Source organism: Butyrivibrio sp. AC2005 (assembly GCF_000424145.1).
Classification (GTDB): Bacteria; Bacillota; Clostridia; order Lachnospirales; family Lachnospiraceae; genus Butyrivibrio.
Genome location: NZ_AUJI01000013.1, coordinates 50,602 through 65,325 on the forward strand (window position 1 = coordinate 50,602; position 14,724 = coordinate 65,325).

At 40.1% G+C, this 14,724-nt stretch carries 11 protein-coding genes; 8 read left to right on the forward strand and 3 right to left on the reverse strand.

The annotated features are described in order from the left end of the window. Positions 1-80: 80 nt before the first annotated feature. From G602_RS0104425 to rsgA, 3 genes are read left to right on the forward strand one after another with little or no spacing between them, the layout of a single operon-like run. Complete coding sequence (locus tag G602_RS0104425; RefSeq protein ID WP_026493713.1) at positions 81-824, forward strand: Stp1/IreP family PP2C-type Ser/Thr phosphatase; 744 nt, start codon at positions 81-83, stop codon at positions 822-824. Further along, positions 821-2,839, forward strand: coding sequence for a Stk1 family PASTA domain-containing Ser/Thr kinase (pknB, locus tag G602_RS0104430; RefSeq protein ID WP_026657871.1), 2,019 nt, complete (start codon positions 821-823; stop codon positions 2,837-2,839). Before G602_RS0104425 ends, pknB begins: the two co-directional genes overlap by 4 nt. Positions 2,840-2,853: 14 nt before the next feature. Beyond that, positions 2,854-3,756: a ribosome small subunit-dependent GTPase A gene (gene rsgA, locus G602_RS0104435; RefSeq protein WP_026657872.1), complete on the forward strand. Its 903-nt coding sequence runs from the start codon at positions 2,854-2,856 to the stop codon at positions 3,754-3,756. A 254-nt stretch (positions 3,757-4,010) separates the two neighbouring features. Here the strand turns inward: rsgA and G602_RS0104440 are convergent, their stop codons facing one another. Beyond that, a complete protein-coding gene (locus G602_RS0104440; protein WP_026657873.1) occupies positions 4,011-4,919 on the reverse strand; it encodes a LysR family transcriptional regulator in 909 nt (302 codons plus the stop codon). A gap of 179 nt (positions 4,920-5,098) precedes the next feature. On the opposite strand from G602_RS0104440, the gene G602_RS0104445 reads away from it, so the two are divergent. From G602_RS0104445 to G602_RS25170, 3 genes are all read left to right on the forward strand, one after another. Then, positions 5,099-5,548, forward strand: coding sequence for an Hsp20/alpha crystallin family protein (locus tag G602_RS0104445; protein WP_026657874.1), 450 nt, complete (start codon positions 5,099-5,101; stop codon positions 5,546-5,548). Between the two features lie 205 nt (positions 5,549-5,753). Beyond that, positions 5,754-8,258 carry a GGDEF domain-containing phosphodiesterase gene (locus tag G602_RS0104450; protein ID WP_081675833.1) on the forward strand — a complete coding sequence of 835 codons (2,505 nt, stop codon included), beginning with the start codon at positions 5,754-5,756 and terminating at the stop codon, positions 8,256-8,258. A gap of 17 nt (positions 8,259-8,275) precedes the next feature. After that, on the forward strand, positions 8,276-9,487 hold the full coding sequence (locus G602_RS25170; RefSeq protein ID WP_242835484.1) for a TrkA C-terminal domain-containing protein: 1,212 nt from the start codon (positions 8,276-8,278) through the stop codon (positions 9,485-9,487). Positions 9,488-9,614: 127 nt separating this feature from the next. On the opposite strand, the gene G602_RS0104460 is transcribed toward G602_RS25170, so the two are convergent. Next, entirely contained in the window at positions 9,615-10,304 is a 690-nt protein-coding gene (locus G602_RS0104460; RefSeq protein ID WP_026657877.1) for an anaerobic ribonucleoside-triphosphate reductase activating protein, read from the reverse strand. Then, positions 10,301-10,906: an ECF transporter S component gene (locus G602_RS0104465; protein WP_049945053.1), complete on the reverse strand. Its 606-nt coding sequence runs from the start codon at positions 10,904-10,906 to the stop codon at positions 10,301-10,303. The genes G602_RS0104460 and G602_RS0104465 overlap by 4 nt, the downstream gene beginning before the upstream one ends. 137 nt (positions 10,907-11,043) lie before the next feature. Here G602_RS0104465 and pdxR point away from each other — a divergent pair, with 137 nt between their 5' ends. Both pdxR and feoB read left to right on the forward strand, forming a co-directional pair. Continuing rightward, positions 11,044-12,183 carry a MocR-like pyridoxine biosynthesis transcription factor PdxR gene (gene pdxR / locus G602_RS0104470; protein WP_044931032.1) on the forward strand — a complete coding sequence of 380 codons (1,140 nt, stop codon included), beginning with the start codon at positions 11,044-11,046 and terminating at the stop codon, positions 12,181-12,183. Positions 12,184-12,227: 44 nt separating this feature from the next. Further along, a complete protein-coding gene (gene feoB / locus G602_RS0104475) occupies positions 12,228-14,567 on the forward strand; it encodes a ferrous iron transport protein B (protein WP_026657880.1) in 2,340 nt (779 codons plus the stop codon). The last annotated feature ends 157 nt before the right edge of the window (positions 14,568-14,724 follow it).

Below are 14,724 nucleotides of genomic sequence, written 5' to 3' on the forward strand. Positions count from 1 at the left end.
TTTTATATTGGCAAAGGTTCTTTTTGTACGATATTATGAAGAACTTTATGCCAAATAATATTCATTGATCGGAGGCATCTTTGCTTAAGACTTTTTCCATAACTGACGTAGGTCAGAAACGAAAACTGAATCAGGACTATGTATTTTCCTCCGAGCGACGAATCGGTAATTTGTCTAATGTATTCATTGTGGCTGACGGAATGGGTGGACACAATGCGGGTGATTATGCGTCGAAATTCACTGTTAATACCATGGTGGAAGAGATTGAGAGATCTTTCGAGCAGAACCCTGTGAGAATATTGGAAAATGCAATAAAGATTGCAAATCAAAAATTACGTGCCAAGGCTGCAGAGGATGAACACCTCTACGGCATGGGGACGACTGTTGTCGCTGCAACGGTTATGGGGCGCTACCTTCAGGTTGCGAACGTTGGAGACAGCAGACTTTATGTTATCGGAGATGACATAAGACAGATTACTCGTGATCATTCACTGGTACAGGAGATGGTGCGCGCAGGCGGACTTGATCCTGAGGAAGCGCGTACGCATAAAGAGAAAAATATAATTACTCGTGCGATTGGCGCAGATGACACTGTCGACGTCGATTTCTTTAATGTTGAGCTCGAAAAGGGGGACATCGTGCTCATGTGTTCCGACGGCCTTACAAACATGCTGGAGGATCAGGAGATTCGAATGATTGTCAGTGGACAACGGGATATTATAGAGAAGGCGCAGAAGTTAGTGGATATGGCAAACCAGCATGGCGGTAAGGACAATATCGCTGTTATCCTGATTGAGCCTTTTGCTGACGGAGGAGCTGAATGATTAAGATAGGAATGATGATCGGCGACCGTTACGAGATCCTTGAAAAAATAGGAACAGGCGGTATGTCGGATGTTTACAGGGCAAAAGACCATAAGCTGAACAGACCTGTCGCTGTTAAAGTCCTTAAACAGGAGTTTTCTGAGAATGATAACTTTGTCTCAAAATTCCGTGTTGAGGCCCAGGCAGCTGCCGGACTTATGCATCCTAATATTGTAAATGTCTATGATGTAGGAGATGAGAATGGCATCCATTACATAGTAATGGAGCTTGTTGACGGTATTACCCTGAAAAGATATATAGAAAAGAAATCAAGGCTTTCGGTGAAGGAAGCAGTAAGTATTGCAATTCAGGTTGCTATGGGATTAGAAGCTGCTCATAACAATCACATTATTCATCGTGACATTAAACCTCAGAATATAATTATATCCAAGGAAGGAAAGGTTAAGGTAACAGACTTCGGTATTGCAAAGGCTGCCACCAGTAACACCATAACTTCCAACGTAATGGGCTCGGTTCATTACACATCGCCGGAACAGGCAAGGGGCGGCTATTCTGATGCGAAAAGTGATGTCTATTCACTTGGTATTACACTTTTTGAAATGCTTACAGGACGCCTGCCTTTTAACGGAGATACAACTGTAGCAATTGCAATTAAGCATATCCAGGAGGATTTACCTTCACCTGCCGAGTTTAGCGATGAGATACCTATAAGCGTTGAGAAGATAGTAATGAAATGCTGTCAAAAGAGTCCGGACAGAAGATATCAGAGTGCGGCAGAGCTTATTACTGATCTTAAGAGATCGCTTATTACTCCTGACGAGGATTTTGTTAATCTTGTTGATCCTGATGAGGAGAGTGCTACCAGAATTGCCTCAGATGAGGAAGCAAAGAGCATAGGCGGCATAAGTGATACAGAGCGGATGAGACTTAATGAAGAGAGCATCCGCGAATATGAAACACAGAAGAGACGTGAGAAGGAATATATCAGAAGGCGTTCTGACAGCTATGACGATGACGAAGATGATTATGATGGAAGAGATTATGGTGATGGTAATCGTATAGAGAAACTCACTATAGCTCTTGCTATGATAGGTGCTGTACTTGTCGGAATTATTGTTATTATCCTGGTTGGAAGATCACTTGGAATTCTCGGAGGAACTACTGAAGAGGAAGTTTTAACACAGTCCAGTCAGACTGTCGCAACTGCTGAAAGTGGAATAGAAGTTCCGAATGTGACCGGGCTGTCTTATGTTGAAGCTGTAACAGCTCTTAAGGATAAGAATTTTAAGTTTGAAAAGATAGATGATGACGAGAGTACACTTGCCAAAAATACGGTAGTGTCTCAGGAGCCTGCAGCAAATACCCGTGCAGAGAGTGGCTCAACAGTTAAGATTACTGTAAGTACAGGAAAAGCTGCTGCTGCTGAGGCAGTGGCTAATGCTTCTATAGAGGCAAGTACTGAGGATACAAGTGCTAATGCATCCACAGCTGAAAGTGACTCAAAGGTTTCCGTACCTAATCTTGTAGGGCTTTCTATTGACGAGGCAGTTGCAACTCTTTCGGAAGTCGGACTTGTTCAGGGGCGTGTCGTTGATGTTAACAGCGATACATACGGTGTGGATGTCGTAACTGCGCAGAGTCAGCCTGTTGGTACAAAGGTTGAGCCTGGAACGGCTATAGATGTGGAAAAGTCCATTGGACCTATTACTAACAGCATATCCTACAGCTTTTCCGGAGATATAGCTGCTCCTACTGAAGGGCAGAATTATACAGACGGAGTATCCGTACATGTTTCGTTTGTAACTGCAGACGGAACATCACTTCTTGATACTACTACAGCATCTTTCCCGATTACCGGGGTAGTTCGTACAGGACTTACTTCTGCTACAGGAGTAATAACGTTTACTTACACAGCAACAAGCCCTGCTACTACTGATGAATACGGTAACATCGTGGGCGGTACTTCAGAGGAATACACCGTTACAAGAGCTGTTACATTTAATCAGGAGAATTAATTGCAGGAGTGTCTATGAAGGGAAGGATTGTTAAAGGAATTGCGGGATTTTACTATGTTAATACCGGTAGTGAACGCGTATACGAATGCAAAGCAAAAGGCATTTTCCGAAAAGACAATATAAAGCCGCTTGTCGGTGATGACGTAGATATTGAAATAATTGATGAAGAAGCCGGGACAGGTAATATCACTAAGATATTGCCCCGGCGTAATGAACTTATAAGACCGCCGGTCGCTAATGTCGACCAGGCGGTTGTTCTGTTTGCAATAGTAAAGCCGGATCCTAACTATAATGTCCTTGATAAATTCCTTATCCAGATGAGGAGGAACGGACTTCCGGTCATTATATGTTTCAACAAGCAGGATATTGCATCGGAAGAAGAGCAGAAGGAACTTATGGATGCCTATGAAAAGTGCGGATATGAGGTTATTTTCATAAGCGTTCATGAAGGCGCCGGAATTGATAAACTTTGTGAAAAGCTTAAGGGTAAAACCTCTGTTGTAGCAGGTCCAAGCGGAGTAGGTAAATCCTCGCTGTTAAATAAGCTTCATCCGGAAGCGGCAATGGAGACCGGAGAGCTTAGCCGTAAGATTTCAAGAGGACGAAATACTACGAGACATTCGGAGATGTTTTATATTTCCGCATTATCGGATGAGAATCAGGTAACATATGTATTTGATACTCCCGGATTTACTTCACTTGCATTAAAAGATATTACCGCAGAGGAATTACCACTGTATTATCCTGAATTTGAGCCCTATGAACCCTCCTGCAGATTTGGAGGATGTAGTCATATTGCTGAGCCTGATTGTGGAGTCAAGGCAGCTCTTGAGGCAGGAGAGATTTCTAAGGTTCGATATGATAACTATAAAATCATCTATGAAGAGTTGAAGAATATGAAACCCGTATACAGATGACAATAAATTTTACTATTTTTGTAAAAATATTTGAAAACATGTTGACAAATATTACATAAATGTTACAATTGTTTATGTTGTATATGAATTAAAAACTTATACAACAATATCATTATTCCAAACTTTTTTATTATATTTTTCAAAAACCGGTGTCACAGCCCCCAAGTCTGTGACACCGGTTTTTGATTTAGGCTATAGTCTGATAAAAGTAAAAAAATACTGCGTGGAGCCATTAAGCTCTGCGCAGTATTTTTTTAGTTCAATTCCGGAACAAATTTTTCAAGTTTATCAACAAACATCTGACCCATCTCACTTAATTGGGCATTCTTTCTTGTAATGTATCCGAATGTGAGAGTTTCTTCTTCCTTAAGCTTGATGTGAGTTAAGTCTGAGCCATTTAGACTGTCCCCCAGCATTGCGGCACCTACGGCATAACCGTTTAGTCCGAGCATAAGCTCAATGGAAGTAGCTCTTTCGTTAGTGCTGATTATTTTTTTATAATCGTAGGTGGCCAGGGCTTCTTCTCTGTAATAAAAAGAGGTATTGTCTCCCTGATCAAAGACCATGCATGGATAGTCCTGAAGCTCTTCAAGAGACAGCTCATCCTTGCCTGCGAGAGGGTGGTCCTTTCGCAGATATACATAGGTATTTCTTGTGAAAAGCTCATGGAATTCCAGTGATGCATCAGCGAAAATCTTTTTGAAGGTATTCTTGTTAAAATCGCTAAGCGCTATCACACCTATTTCACTTTTCAGAGTTTTTACATCTTCAATAACCTCACTTGTCTGAGTTTCTTTTATTGAAAACTGGTACTCATCATAATCATATTCCTTTACTGTTTCTATGAAAGCATTAACTGCGATGGTATAGTGCTGCATGGATACAGAAAAAGTAGGTTTATCATTCTTTTTGTTCAGGTATTTTTCCTCAACCTTTGAAAACTGTTCGACAGCATTTCTGGCATATGCAATAAAGGAAGCGCCAGCAGCAGTAGTAACCACGCCATTATGAACTCTTTCAAAAATCTGGATTCCGAGCTCTTTTTCCAAATCCCTTACAGCACTGGAAAGGCCGGGCTGAGATACGTAGAGCTTGTCGGCAGCCTTTCTTATGGAGCATTCTTCGTCAATTGCAATAACATATTTTAACTGTAGTATTGTCATATCCAGACACCTCGCTAATTTATTTACCTACTAATATACCATATAAATAGTATAAATGTTGCTTAAAATTTTTATTAGCACTCACTTGACAAGAGTGCTAATAAATGTTATAACAGTTATAGAACAAGGGAACAGAAATGTTTCTAAAAAAACATTTTTTACATAAGGAGGTAACTATTATGTTGATGCCTAGTATTTTTGATGAGAAGTTATTTGATAACTGGTTTGATTTCCCGATGTTTAACGATTTTGATAACACCGAGAGGAAGCTCTATGGCAGACATCCTGAGAGACTTATGAAGACTGATGTTCATGAGGCTGAGGATCATTACGAGGTTGATATAGATCTTCCCGGATTTAAGAAGGAAGAGATTACACTTGAACTGGATAACGGATACCTTACAGTAAGCGCTGCCAAGGGACTTGATAAGGATGAGAAGGACAATAAGGGTAAGCTCATCAGACAGGAGCGTTATGCAGGATCAATGCAGAGAAGCTTCTATGTAGGTGATAACCTTACAGAAGAGGATATTAAGGCCAGCTTCAAGCATGGTGTACTGAGCCTGAATGTTCCTAAGAAAGAACAGGCTAAGGTTCCTGAGAAGAAGACTATAATGATTGAAGGCTAATACTTTTACAACAGATAACTCCAAAATAACTTTATACCTAATCCAATGACAAGGAGCCGGGTGCATAACAGATGCGCCCGGCTCCTTTAAAAATATTAGTAGAATTTTATAATCCTTTAATATGATTATAAGGCTTAATTTATAAAGCACCCATATGTATAGTGGTAGAATTTAAATATACTACTATAATTATGGACGGTTTCTTATGACAAAACAGTCAGCACTTCAAAAAATACGCATAGTATTTATATTGCTCAGCGTCTTGTGTCTACTGATTGCCGTTGTATTTCTCAGGCAGTTTGTTACCACAGATGATGGTTCCTCGATGAATGGATCTGTTTACAAGGGAGAGGTTCAGCATCGGGTTCTGTTTCTTGCGTCTTATAATTCCCAGTATTATACATTTGAGCCTCAGATAGAGGGGCTAAAAGAAAGCTTTGAACCCAACGGCATTGAATTTGACGTTATGTTTATGGATGCAAAAAAGCATGGATCGACAAAGGATACAGAGACCTTCCATGATTATTTTATACAGCGTGTAAATTTGAAGAATGATTATGATGGCATTTTGCTTGCGGATGATGAGGCAGTAAAATTCGCAATGAAATATAAAAAGGAATTGTTCTCGGATTTACCGATAGTATTTTTCGGTGTAAATAATATGACGCTTGCACAAATGGCTGTTGAGCGCTATGGAATGTATGGATATTACGAAAATGACTATCTTGTTGATACCATAGAGCTTGCAATGAAGCTTATGCCGGAAAGGAAAAAGTATTATGGCATTCATGATAGCTCGCCTGCAGGCTTGGCTGATATGGTTCTTTACAATCGGGTAAAGAACGCATCTACGGGCTATGAGTTTAATGAAATCAATGTGGCTACAATACCTTTTGAAAGCCTTGAAGATGAACTTAAGGCAATCCCTAAGGATGCTGTCCTCATTTATATGACCTGCTTTAAGGACTCGGATAAAATCGTTCATTCTACGAACGAAATGACCAATATTATTGTAAATAATACGAGTGTGCCGGTTTTGAGAAATTATGCAAGTGGAACCATAGACGGTGTTCTTGGAAGCATAGCTATGGATTTTTCTTATCAGTGTAAATCAGCCGGACATGATATGGTGAATCTTCTTAATGGCAAATCCATTGGCCACGAAAAGCTTATTGTTGATTCACCCTATAATACTGAGTTTGACTATGCGCTTTTAAAAAAATTTGGAATAGATGAATCAAAATTGCCTGATGATGCTGTGATATTTAACAAACCACTAACTTTCTTTGACATGTATGGCAATATTTTCCCGACAATGGGAATGATCTTTTTATCAATGGTATTCCTCATTTTGGCTATATATGTGACGGTTCTTTTAGGTAAGGCAGCCAATCAGGAACTCATGAATTCCAAAAATGAGCTGGAAAAATCTCAGGAAAAATTGAAATATCAGGCAGAGCATGATGACTTCCTTGATATCCTTAACAGGCGTAGTGCCGTAAATTATCTGCGCGAAAATCTGACAATAAAGCATGTTTATTCAATGCTTATGATTGATATAGATAACTTTAAGGATGTAAATGAAACCTATGGGCATCAGCTTGCTGATGAAATATTAAAGTATCTGTCTCTTACTCTTGAACAGATATCTTCCCAAAGAGACTGGATGATTTCAAGATATGGCGGAGATGAATTCCTTATAATGGTTCCAAAGGAGCAGCTGGATGAGGACTCAGAAACCATAAATGAGATACTTGAACTTTTCAGAACGCCGATACCGGTTGGGGATGAGACAATTATTTTATCCTGCAGTATAGGTATATCCGTATCTGATGGAGCGACCCTTCCGGATCAGCACATTATCAATGCTGAAATAGCGATGTACGAAGCTAAGCAGCGAGGACGCAATAAGGCCTTTAAGTATTCTGATGAGATTAAAAAGAAGGTACGAGAGGAAAACAAGATCAAGGCAAAGATACTTGAGGCTTTTGACAACGATGGATTTTTCATGCTTTATCAGCCACAGGTGGATGTACAGACGAAGGCAGTTACCGGATTTGAGGCTTTGGTAAGAATGAAGGCAGAGGGGCTTTACCCCAACATGTTCATTCCGATTATAGAATCCAGTGGATGGATTGGAAGGCTCGGAAGAGTTACGACGGAGCTTGTTATCAAGCAGCTTGCAGAGTGGCGTGATCAGGGGTATGAGCTTAAGCCGGTTTCCATAAACTATTCCAGTAATCAGCTTGGAGATACGGGATATGTAGACTTTATAAAAGAGCTGCTTTCGCGTTATAATATTTCAGGAGAGTATGTTGAGATTGAGATTACCGAAGGTCTGTTTCTTGAGAGGACAGAGCAGGCGGAAAGGTTGTTTGCTCAGTTTAAGGAACTTGGTATAAAGCTTCTTATGGATGATTTCGGAACAGGCTATTCATCTCTGGGCTATCTTACATATATACCTGTTGATTTTGTAAAGGTCGATAAATCCTTTGTTGATTCCTATCTTGTTGATGGCAAGGAAGCTTTCATGCAGGATGTTATCCGGCTTGTACATGATATAGATAAGCAGGTTATAATTGAAGGTGTTGAGGAAAAATGGCAATTTGAAAAGCTTAAGACTTACGGAGCTGATAAGATTCAGGGGTATTATTTCAGCAAGCCCGTTAAGCCTGAAGAAGCAATTGTATTTGATACAGGTGATAAATAAGTTTAGGGGAAAAGGTTGTGGAAAAAAGTAATAACTTTGAAGAGTTCAGGAAGAAACTTTTCAGAATAATATCTGTAGGATATTTGGGGGATATTCCAAGCATAGCTTATGATGTAATAGGAACGGTGGCACTGGTGCTTAATCTGGTGGCAGCGTTCCTTTCTACGTTTTCGGACTTAAACGCCTCCTACGGTTTCATTTTTAGCGAGATTGAAAAATGGACTGTACTGTTTTTTGCTATTGATTATATTTTGAGAGCCTTTTGTGCTAAAAATCTGTTTCCGTATAAAAGTGAAGCAGGAGCGCTTGTGGCATTTGTTTTTTCATTTGCCGGAATTATAGATCTTTTGAGCTTTCTGCCATATTATCTGCCGGTATTTTTCCCTGCTGGTGCAGCTGCATTTCGAATGTTCAGAGTGGCAAGAATATTCAGACTTTTCAGAATCAATGCCTATTATGACTCACTCAATGTTATAACCGAGGTTATAAAAAGTAAGGCACAGCAGCTTCTTTCATCGATGTTTATCATTTCTGTAATGATGCTTGCTTCAAGCCTTTGTATGTATTCGCTTGAACATGATGCGCAGCCTGAGGTATTTGCAAATGCTTTTTCGGGAATATGGTGGGCAGCATCCACACTTCTGACTGTGGGCTACGGAGATATTTATCCTGTAACTTTTTTGGGAAAAGTGTTCGGAATACTGCTTGCATTTCTTGGAGTCGGTATGGTTGCCATCCCTACCGGTATTATTTCCGCAGGTTTCGTGGAACAATATACGAAATTAAAGCATATGGGAGATTACGCGAAGTCTATAGATATGCACTTTATAAAGGTGCAACTTGGTGCTAAGGATAAATGGGTGGATAAAAAGCTAAGAGATATCGACCTGCCTCATGACGCTCTTATAGCAATGATTCAGAGACGTGGCAATGCCATTATTCCCAATGGGAATTTGACTCTTGAAACAGGAGATAAGGTAATAATTGGAGCTCAGGCTATTAAAAACGATACGCCCATGAATTTGAAAGAAGTCACTTTAGGGAACACTCATCCGTGGGTAGATAAATTCATAAAGGATCTTGATTTTCCGAGACAGACACAGCTCTTATCAATTAAGAGAGGAGCAAAAACAATTATTCCCAAGGGTGGGGTGAAGCTTAAGGAAGGCGATACCATAATAGTTATTTCAAAGGTGCACCTGCCTGAGGAGGATGAAGTTACAGTATAAGACATGTGTTTTTTTACAAAAAAGCCTTCCCCCTAAGGGGCGCACGACGTCCAGGGGACGTCGGCTTTGCGCGGACCGAAGCGGAGCGAAGACAGGTGTCAGCGAAGCTGACGGATGAGGGGAATTTCTACAAGCCCCTTATTTCAGCTTTAGGAACATATTTCTGAACCGTTTTCAGGTACAGCATCATATCACTTTCCGTAGGAGCTGTAAGCCTCTTATCAGGCACAGTATCTCTTACAGTAAACTGCTGTAAATAATATGCAGCAGCACCCTCAATCCATTTGCCAATTTCTTCAAAATCCGAAGCTTCATGATATTCATGTACAACCGTAGTCCGGAATTCATAGGGAACACCTGAATTCATAATGAGACTAATACTTTTTGAAATATTATCTAAATTTATATTATTCAGCCCTATTGTCATAGAATACTTTGCCGGAGAATTCTTGATATCCATCGCGATATAATCTATAGCCTTGTCAGCTAATAGAGTTTCTACAACCTCCGGGTGATTTCCGTTTGTATCAAGCTTTACAAGGAACCCCATGTCCCTGATTTTTGATATGAGAGTTGGAAGATCAGAATATATACAGGGCTCTCCGCCTGTTATTACGACTCCGTCAAGGAGTCCTTTTCTTTTTTGGAGAAATGAAAAAAGCTCCGTATCATCCATGATGGGAGCCATGCTTCCGTCTACAATTTCAAAATTATGACAAAACGGACATTTAAAATCGCAACCGCCTAAAAAGACGGTTGCTGCTATTTTTGACGGATAGTCCAATAATGTCATTTTCTGTAATCCATGAATTTTCATGATGCCTGCTTAATTTCGTTCTTTGTTATGCTCGGAAAAAGATTTGCTTTAAATAATGCCGGGCGAAGTGCATTGTACATTACTACTGCAAGAAGTGAATTGATCACTGCATTTATTATTGTAGCATAGGTGGTAACAGCTACAAGAGCACCAATGGCTGCTTCAGCCTTTTCAGCATTTGGTGTGAGAATAGTGTACCAGACATACTTAAGAGCAGGCTCGAATATGCAGTTAAAACCAAGTCCCACAATGGCAGCTATTATAGACCATTTAAGTATGTAGGTCTTTTTATGATCCTCAGAAATTCTGGCTAGCTTGTGAGCTACAAGTCCGACAATAAGTCCGATAACAAGTTTGCAGATAAAGGTTCTGGGAGCGGAGGCAGCATAACCGGAGATGATATCCGCAAGAGATAATCCAATTGCTCCGGCAAGTCCGCCGTACAATCCGCCTAATAATAAAGCACCGAGTACCACAAAGGCATTGCCAAGATGAACTTTGGTTCCAGAAGCGTTTATTGCAGGAAATACAGCATAGCCAACATAGCAAAGAGCTGCCATGAGACCTGCGTATGAAATTTTAGTAATCTGATTGTTTTTCATTATGTCCTCCATCGTTCGTTAACTTTTTTATTATTTTTCGTTTGACGAAATCATTTAACATAATATATCATCAAACTGGTAGTATTAAAAATATCAGATTTGGATTTTTTTATATAATCAGAATAGGATTGAAGACTATGGAAAAGACCAAAAGGTATCTGAAAGTATACGAACAGGTAAGGGAAGATATTATTAAAGGAAGATATTCCGTGGGCACGAAGCTTCCGTCAAAGCGCGTAATGGCCGAAGCTATGGGAGTCAGTGTGATAACAATAGAGCATGCTTATGAGCTTTTAACTGAAGAGGGATATATCAGTCCAAAGGAAAAAAGCGGTTATTTTGTAAGCTTTGATGATAAGGAAATATATACCGGAGCAGGTAGTAAGAATAAGACTACTGTAGCTGAGGATAACAGCAATTTAATTAAAGAAAAGGCTGCTTCTTCAGATCAGTTTTCCATGAGCACACTCCGTGTACCGAAGTTTTCATATTCTATATATGCAAAAACAGTGAGAAGAGTACTTAGTGAATACGGCTCCTTTGTTATGAATAAGTCTCCAAAGAATGGCACAGAAGAACTTAGAAGAGCCATAGCTGCATACCTTAGCAGGTCCAGGCGGCTACTGGTTTCACCGGATCAGATCATAGTGGGGGCGGGAGCAGAATACCTATACCTACTGATAGTGCAGACCTTTGGCAGAGATATAGTTTACGGAGTTGAGAGCCCGTCCTATCAGAAGATTGCGAAGGTCTATACAGCCGGCGGAGCAGACATACATATGCTTAAGCTTGGAAACGATGGCATTGAAAGTGAAGAGCTTTGGAATGCTGATGTTAAGGTTTTGCATATAACACCCTATAGGAGTTTTCCCAGTGGTGTAACTGCTTCTGCTGCAAAAAAGAGAGAATACCTTAAGTGGAGCAGGAATAAAGATGGTTTTATTGTTGAGGATGATTTTGAATCTGAGTTTACACCCAGCAGAAAGCCTGAGGAAACCATATTTTCACTGGATGAAGAGGGGAGAGTTATATATGTAAATACCTTTACAAGGACTATTGGCAGTTATGTAAGAGCTGCATACATGGTTCTTCCGAAGAGTTTGCTTCCTCTTTTTGCCGAAAAAACAGGGTTTTATGAATGTCCGGTGCCGACTCTTGATCAGCTTGTTATCGCTGCCTTACTTAATAGTGGAGATTTTGAGCGGCATATAAACAAAGTCAGGAGACAAAATAGGAAAAAGGATATTGAAAACAACCCGCAAGATGATATTATATAGAAGAAAATAATGAGAATATTTCTCAATAAATAATGAGGCTAATAATGAATTTAAAAGAATTGTCGCTCGGACATTCCGCAGTAATAACCAAGGTAGGAGGAGAAGGGGCTTTAAGGCAGCACTTCCTTGATATGGGTGTTATTCCCGGTGCAGAGATAACGGTTGTAAAATATGCACCCCTTGGTGATCCTATTGAGCTCCAGATACATGGTTATGAACTCACACTTAGATTATCTGAGGCTGAAAAAATCGAAGTAACTGAGATAAACGAAAGAAAAAATAAGCACGAAAGAATTACTCAGATAGATAGCTCCGAACATCCGGGACTGGGTGAGGATGGAAGATATCATAATGACTTTGAGGGAGAAAAGCTTCCTGCCGGAACACTTCTTACCTTTGCGCTTGTCGGTAATCAGAACTGTGGAAAAACAACACTTTTCAATAAGCTTACCGGTGCAAATCAGCATGTCGGTAACTTCCCCGGTGTTACTGTAGACAGGAAGGACGGTCCGATAATAGGCTATCCCGATACTCTTGTAACAGATCTTCCCGGAATTTATTCCATGTCTCCTTACAGTAGTGAGGAGATTGTTTCAAGAAACTTTGTACTGGAAGAAAAACCTAAGGCAATTATCAATATTGTTGATGCTATGAATATAGAGAGAAATCTCTATCTCACCATGCAGCTTCTGGAAATGGATATTCCCATGGTAGTGGCACTGAACATGATGGATGAAGTGCGCGGCAATAATGGTTCGATAGATATTAATAAAATGGAAGCGTTGTTAGGAGTTCCCGTAGTTCCTATTTCCGCTGCAAAGAATGAAGGTGTTGCAGAGCTTATTCGACATGCGGTTCATATTGCGACCTATCAGGAAAAGCCGGTAAAACAGGACTTTTGTCAAAAGACAGATCATGGCGGAGCAATTCACAGAGCAATTCATGCTGTAGAATCCATAATAGAAGATCATGCTGAAAAAGCTGACATACCTATTCGATTTTCAACCACCAAGCTTATAGAGGGTGACATCCTGATATTAAAAAAGATGATTCTCGATAAGAACGAAAAGGAAATGATAGAGCATACCATTGTTCAGATGGAGAATGAAAGCGGAATGGACAGAAGCTCTGCAATTGCTGATATGCGCTATGACTTTATAGAGAGAGTCTGCGAGCAGACAGTTGTTAAGCCTTCTGAGAGTAAGGAACGTATAAGATCCGAGAAAATCGATGAGGTTCTTACCGGAAAATGGACAGCTATTCCATTCTTTATAATAATTATGGGAATAACCTTCTTATTAACCTTTAACGTAATAGGACCATTTTTCCAGGATATACTGGCGGCGGGAATTGATTTACTTAAAGAGGCTACAGATGCCTGGATGCAAAAGGCAGAGGTTAATATAGCCATAAGAGAGCTTGTTATAAAAGGAATATTTGAAGGTGTTGGCAGTGTTGTAAGTTTCCTGCCGATAGTAGTCACGCTGTTTTTCTTTTTATCAATTATGGAAGATAGCGGATATATTGCAAGAGTTGCGTTTTTTATGGATAAGCTCCTTAGAAAAATCGGACTTTCCGGAAGAAGTATTGTGCCGCTCCTTATAGGCTTTGGATGTACAGTACCTGCCGTTATGTCAACAAGGACGCTGCCTTCAAGACGTGACAGACGAATGACTATTGTGCTTACTCCGTTTATGAGCTGTACGGCAAAGGTTCCGATTTACGCTTTTTTTGTAGATGCATTTTTCCCCAGACGCGGTGGACTAATCATGATTGGTCTCTATGTGCTTGGCATAATTATGGGAATTCTTGTTTCGCTGATTTATAAGAATACCTTCTTTAAGGGTGAAGCAGTTCCCTTTGTAATGGAACTTCCTAATTACAGAATGCCCGGATTTAAGAATGTTACTCAGCTTCTTTGGGAAAAGGCAAAGGACTTTCTGACCAAGGCGTTTAGTATCATTTTCCTTGCTTCAATTGTTGTCTGGTTTTTGCAGAGCTTTGATATGCACCTGAATTTTACGACAGATTCTGCAGTCAGTATAATGGCAACAATATCAGGACTTTTGGTGCCGATATTTAAACCTTTAGGTCTTGGCGATTGGAAGGTAGTCACTTCTCTTATAAGTGGTTTTATAGCAAAAGAAAGCGTCGTTTCAACCATGGAGATTCTGTTTACGGAAGGCATAGAAAACGCGCTCACAACAGTTACAGCTGCAACACTTTTAGTGTTCTCACTTTTATATACCCCCTGTGTTGCTGCTATAGCATCCATAAAACGTGAGTTGGGAGCAAAATATGCAATCTGCGTTGTCCTCTGGCAATGTGCGATAGCATGGGTGGTTGCACTTGTTGTAAGATTGATAATGCTGGCTATAGGATGAAAAGATTGACTTTTTCCAATATTACCAGCAAGAAGTCATAAGTATTTTTGAAAAAATGCGCCTGGGTATAGAGTTCTATACCTAAGCGCTTTTTTATATATTAGGAAATTCCTCCGGATTTCCAAATATATAAAAAACGCTCCGCTATGGATGCGCA